General features: G+C 71.1%; 4 protein-coding genes and 1 pseudogene. 3 read left to right on the plus strand and 2 right to left on the minus strand.

Translation table 11 applies throughout. From position 1 onward, the window contains the following. Together HG543_RS51295 and HG543_RS51300 are read left to right on the plus strand one after the other, a co-directional pair. Positions 1 to 456, plus strand: a pseudogene (locus tag HG543_RS51295) (hypothetical protein); the annotation flags it as partial. Further along, positions 453 to 1,799, plus strand: a complete 1,347-nt coding sequence (locus HG543_RS51300; protein WP_169352298.1) for a hypothetical protein — start codon at positions 453 to 455, stop codon at positions 1,797 to 1,799. The pseudogene HG543_RS51295 and the gene HG543_RS51300, both read left to right, overlap by 4 nt. Before the next feature lie 100 nt (positions 1,800 to 1,899). Here the strand turns inward: HG543_RS51300 and fsa are convergent, their stop codons facing one another. Beyond that, positions 1,900 to 2,568, minus strand: coding sequence for a fructose-6-phosphate aldolase (fsa, locus tag HG543_RS51305; protein ID WP_169352299.1), 669 nt, complete (start codon positions 2,566 to 2,568; stop codon positions 1,900 to 1,902). Positions 2,569 to 2,713: 145 nt separating this feature from the next. Here fsa and HG543_RS51310 point away from each other — a divergent pair, with 145 nt between their 5' ends. After that, positions 2,714 to 3,772: a KpsF/GutQ family sugar-phosphate isomerase gene (locus HG543_RS51310; RefSeq protein ID WP_169352300.1), complete on the plus strand. Its 1,059-nt coding sequence runs from the start codon at positions 2,714 to 2,716 to the stop codon at positions 3,770 to 3,772. Positions 3,773 to 3,825: 53 nt separating this feature from the next. On the opposite strand, the gene HG543_RS51315 is transcribed toward HG543_RS51310, so the two are convergent. Further along, a partial coding sequence (locus HG543_RS51315; protein WP_246357905.1) for a tetratricopeptide repeat protein occupies positions 3,826 to 5,118 on the minus strand: 1,293 nt, incomplete at its 5' end.

Raw genomic sequence — 5,118 nt, forward strand, 5'->3', positions numbered from 1 at the left:
CCCCAGCCCGTCGCGGTCGCGCCGCGGGCCCCCGCCGAAGCCGACCCGGGGTATGAGGACGAGGACCCGGCGTCGCCCGCGTCCGAGTCGCTCGCCGAGTCGCTCACCGAGTCTCCCGACAACGCTCCCCGGAAGAAGCCGTCGGGATGGATGCGGCGCACGGGCATCTACGCGTCGATTGGCGGCGCGGTCGCGCTCGGCGCCGGCGGCATCTTCGGGCTGCGCAGCCGCAGCCTCAACGACGACCTCTCGCGCCGCTACACCGACGGCCTGCTGGTGCCGGGCGACCGCGCGAAGTTCAACCAGGTGAAGACGAGCAACACGCTGGCGAACACGCTGATGATTGGTGGCGGCGTCATCGCGCTCACCGGTCTCACCTTCTGGGGCTTGTCGGCCGTGTCGTTCGATTCGGACGGCGAGGGCGGCGGAAACGTCAACGTGCGGGGGCAGTGGTGATTCGTTCGTTCTGGGTGTTGGGTGCGATGCTGTTCCTCGCGTGCACGTCCGTGCCCGAGGGGCTGTGCGAGGGCGACCAGGGCTGTCTGCCGGGCCTGCGCTGCCAGGAAGGCGTCTGCGTCGGGTGCGGCGGCGATGGCGACTGCCATGGTTGGGAGGCCTGTTCGGCGAGCCGGCGGTGCGAGCTGCGCGCCGGGATGTGCGCGACCAGCGCGCATTGCAAGCCGTGGGAGGTCTGTGGGGCCGGGCATACCTGCGAGCTCTCGGCGAGCGCCTGCCAGTCGTCGACGGACTGCGAGGCCCACGAGACGTGCAGCACCACGAGCCGCACCTGCGTCCCCCAGCCCGGCCGGTGCAACACCGCCGCCCACTGCGGCGGTGGAGCCTTCTGGACGCCGACATGCGGGGAGGACAACTGGTGCCAGGCCGCGCCCGCGGCCGGAGACGACGTGCTCATCTGGGGCACCCTCTCGGAGGGCTCCTGCGGCCATGACGCCATCTCCAGCGTCATGACGCCCACGAAGGCGGAGGTGGGCTTCAAGTGCTACACCGACACCGCCTTCAACGAGGCGATCCTCTCCCCTGGCGGCCTCGTCCACTACGTCGATGGGGACTCCGACCCGCACCGGCTGAAGGTCTTCGTTCCGGACAGGTTCAAGGTCGATGGAGAACGCCGCTCGTACCCGCAGAACGGGCCCGACAACGACATCGTGATTTCAACGCCGGCATGCGGCAACGAGGACGTCTCGGACTTCATCATGCAGGGCGGCACCGGCGCCGTTGCCTACACCTGCGACAACGTCGGGGGCTACACGTACTACGACATCGAGGGGCAGGTCGTGTCGTCCGAGCACCAGGTGCACGCGTGGAACGGCGGGGACTACATGCTCGCCTACGGCATCGGCCTCGGCCTGGTCGTGCTGTCGCCGGAGCGGGAGCCCACCAAGGTCACCGGGCTGCCGAACGACTACTCGTTCATCGACGCGCGCGCCCGCTCGGCGACGGGCTTCTGGCTGGCCATCCGCCGAATCACCGCCGATACCGAGGAGCTGTGGTACGTCCGCAATGACGGCGTCGCCACCCGCGAGGGGACGTATGGCGCGTTCCCGGCGCTGGCCCACTCCACCGGGGGGGGCGTGCTGGACAGCGCGGGTGCCCTCTTCGCCGAGTCCTCCCGGAAAGACGAGGTGTTCGCCGACATCGTCGTCAAGCGGCCGGCCGACGGCACCACCGGCACGATTGTCTACGACGAGAGCACCGCTCCGGAGAAGGCGAACGGCGCCTCGAACTACACGGACCTCTTCAACTTCATGCACATCTCGTATCTCTTCTCGGGCCCCTGACCGGCGGCTCCAGCCCTGGAAGCACGACGGCCACCGCGCTCCCCTCTCGAGGAGCCGGTGGCCGTGGTGTTTCGGAAGGCCCGTGAAGGGCCTCGGGACGCTAGCGGGCCGCCGGGGGCTTGGAGGCCTTGGGAACCTTCTCCCAGTCCGCCAGGAACTTCTTGATGCCCGCGTCGGTGAGCGGGTGGTTGGCCAGCTGGGTGATGACGTTGTAGGGCAGCGTGGCCACGTCCGCGCCCATGCGCGCGGCCTGGAGAACGTGGACGGGGTTGCGGACGCTGGCGACGAGCACCTGGGTGGTGAAGTCGTAGTTCCGGTAGATCTCCAGGATGTTGGAGATGAGCTCCATGCCGTCCTGGGAGATGTCATCCAGGCGGCCGACGAAGGGCGACACGTAGGTGGCGCCGGCCTTGGCGCACAGCAGGGCCTGGTTGGCGGAGAAGCAGAGGGTGACGTTGGTGCGGATGCCCTCGGCGGTGAGCGCCTTGGTGGCCTTCATGCCCTCCACGCCCATGGGAATCTTCACGACGACGTTGTCGTGAATCTTCGCCAGGGTGCGGCCCTCCTTCACCAGCTCGTCCGCCTCCATGGAGACGCACTCGGCGCTGATGGGCCCGTCCACGATGGAGCAGATCTCCCGGATGGTCTCCTCCAGGGGGCGCCCCACCTTGGCGAGGAGCGACGGGTTGGTGGTCACTCCGTCCACGCAGCCCATCGCATGAGCCTTGCGGATCTCCTCGACGTCGGCGGTGTCGATGAAGAACTTCATCTGTTCCCTCTCCTGCGATTGAATGAAGGTGGATGTAGCCGGACCCATGAAGGAGCCCAGGCGAGCAGGCGCGTAACCGATGGCCTCCCACGCGTCAAGGGTGGCCACCATGGGGTGCCCGAGGGTAGAAGCTCCAGCCATCGCCATGGCCCGTTCCCCTCGCTCCGCCGCCAAGAAGCCCCGCCTCCGCGCCCTCCCCGGCCGCCCTGCCCAGGCACCCGCCTCGGCGTCGGACGCCGAGTCCACGCTCGCCTACGCGCGAGGCGTGCTGGAGGCCGAGGCCCGCGCCATCCTCGGGGTGACGGAGCGCCTGGGCGACGCGTTCCTCCGCGCCGTCCAGCTCGTGCGCGAGTGCACCGGGCAGGTGGTGGTGACGGGCATGGGCAAGGCGGGCCACATCGGCCAGAAGCTGTCCGCCACGCTGGCGTCCACGGGCATCCGCTCGGTGTACCTGCATCCGGCCGAGGCCGTGCACGGCGACCTGGGCCGCGTGGGGCGCGGGGACGTCATCCTCGCGCTGTCCAACAGCGGCTCCACGGAGGAGCTCCTCCGCCTGCTGCCCGCCTTCAAGCGCATGGCCACGCCGGTCATCGCGCTGACGGGTGACGCCCAGAGCCCGCTGGCGCGCGGCGCCGAGGTGGTGCTGGACATCGGCCCCATCGAGGAGGCGTGCCCCATGGGGCTGGTGCCCACGGCCTCCACCGCCGCGCTGCATGCGCTGGGCGACGCGCTGGCCATGGCGCTCTTGCGCTCGCGGCCGTTCGGCACGGAGGACTACGCGCTGTTGCACCCGGGCGGGAAGCTGGGGCGCTCCGTGCAGCGCGTCTACGAGCTGATGCGCACGGGCAACGCCAACCCGCTGGTGCTCGACACCGCGCCCCTGGCCCAGGTGGTGGGGGTGATGACGAAGACGCCGGGCCGGCCGGGCGCCGCGTGCGTGGTGGACAAGACGGGGAAGCTGGTGGGCATCTTCACCGACGGCGACCTGCGCCGCCGCGTCGAGGCCGGGCTGACGGACTTCACCGTTCCGGTGCGCGAAGTCATGGGCAAGAAGCCGCGCTGCGTGACGCCCGAGACGCTGGTGCTCACCGCCACCGCGCAGATGCGCGAGCTGAAGGTGGACCAGCTCCCCGTGGTGGACGCGGAAGGCTGCGCCGTGGGCCTGCTGGACGTGCAGGACCTGCTGGCCGCGAAGTTCGTCTGACGGGTCGGGCCCGCCCGGGCCATGAATGGCGGGCGGGCGCCGTGGACGGCGGGCTACTGCCCCAGCTTGGCCTGCAGCGCCGCCTTGCCGGCGTAGTCCGGCGCGTCCGAGGCGAGCTTCTCCCAGAGCGCCTTCGCGCCCTTCTCGTCGCCCTTGGCCTTCAGCGTGTCGCCCAGCTTCTCCACCGCCGCCGGGTCCGCCTGCACGGCCACGCCCCACACGCGCGCCGCCATGGGACGGCCCAGGCCCACCAGGGCCCACGCCATGCCCGCCTTCGCGCGCCCGTTCTCTGGCTGGAAGGGCACCACGCGCGTGTAGTTGGCGAGCGCCTCCTGGTAGCGGCCTCGCGCCAGGTGCTCCTCGCCCTCGTCCACCAGCTTCGCCAGGCCCTGCTCCAGCTCCGGCGTGCGCTCGGTGTTCTTCACCGCTTCAATCGCTTCCTGTGACAGCGGGCGCGGCGCGTCCGCCTGCGCGGGCGTGGCCGCCTGCGACAGCCGGATGCGCCGGTCCTCGGCGCGCGAGGCGTTCAGCTTCTTGCGGCCGCCCGCCTTCACCGTCTCGTCGATGAGGGTGCTCAGCCGCTTCGCCATGGGCGCGCGCGACGAGGCCGGGTGCGAGGCCAGCAGCGTGTCGAAGTCCGCGCGGGCCCGCTTCAGCGCCGCCAGGTCCTCGCCCTTCGTCTCGAACAGCAGCGACGCGCGCGCGTAGAGGGCCTCCTCGTGCTTCGGCTCCACGTCCAGCACGCCGTCGTACACCGCCAGCGCCCCGGCCGGTTCTCCCGACAGGAGGAGCGCGTGGGCCCGCATCATCTCCACGTCCAGCACCGGCGTCAGCGCCGCCCGCGCGCAGGCGGCCGCGCCCGCGGCGTCACCCTTCTTCGCGCGCTCCTGCGCCACCGCCGTCATGTCCTCCACCGTCGTGCCGGTGGCGAAGCCGCAGCCCGCCGCGTCCGCGGAGGGCACCGCCGTCTTGCCCAGCTTCTTGCGCTGCGCCAGGAACAGCTCTCGCGCCGGCTTCCCCTTCGCCTCCGCCTGCAGGAGGTAGGTGATGGCGTCCACGTTGCGGCCGTTCACGTAGTAGAGCCGGCCCAGCGACGAGGCGATGTCGAAGGTCTTCTCCCGCTCCCTCAGCCCTTCCGTGGTGTCGAGCTGACGCAGCAGCTCGTCCGCGGACGGAGGCGCCCGGCCCGTGCCGGACATGGGCGGGTGGCCCGGGGGCAGCTCACCGGAAGGCGCCGCGGCGTTGCCCTGCACGGGAGGGTGTCCCTCCGGCATCGCGCCCCCGGCGGGAGCAGGCGAGGTGGCGGGCGAGGCCGTGGTCCCCGGGGGGACGGGCTTTCTCGTATA

The organism is Pyxidicoccus fallax, assembly GCF_012933655.1.
GTDB classification, from domain to species: Bacteria; Myxococcota; Myxococcia; order Myxococcales; family Myxococcaceae; genus Myxococcus; species Myxococcus fallax.

Excerpts from the sequence above, each read along its gene's own strand:
- fsa (WP_169352299.1), bottom strand. The coding sequence starts at position 2,568 with ATGAAGTTCTTCATCGACACCGCCGACGTCGAGGAGATCCGCAAGGCT.
- HG543_RS51310 (WP_169352300.1), top strand. The coding sequence starts at position 2,714 with ATGGCCCGTTCCCCTCGCTCCGCCGCCAAGAAGCCCCGCCTCCGCGCC.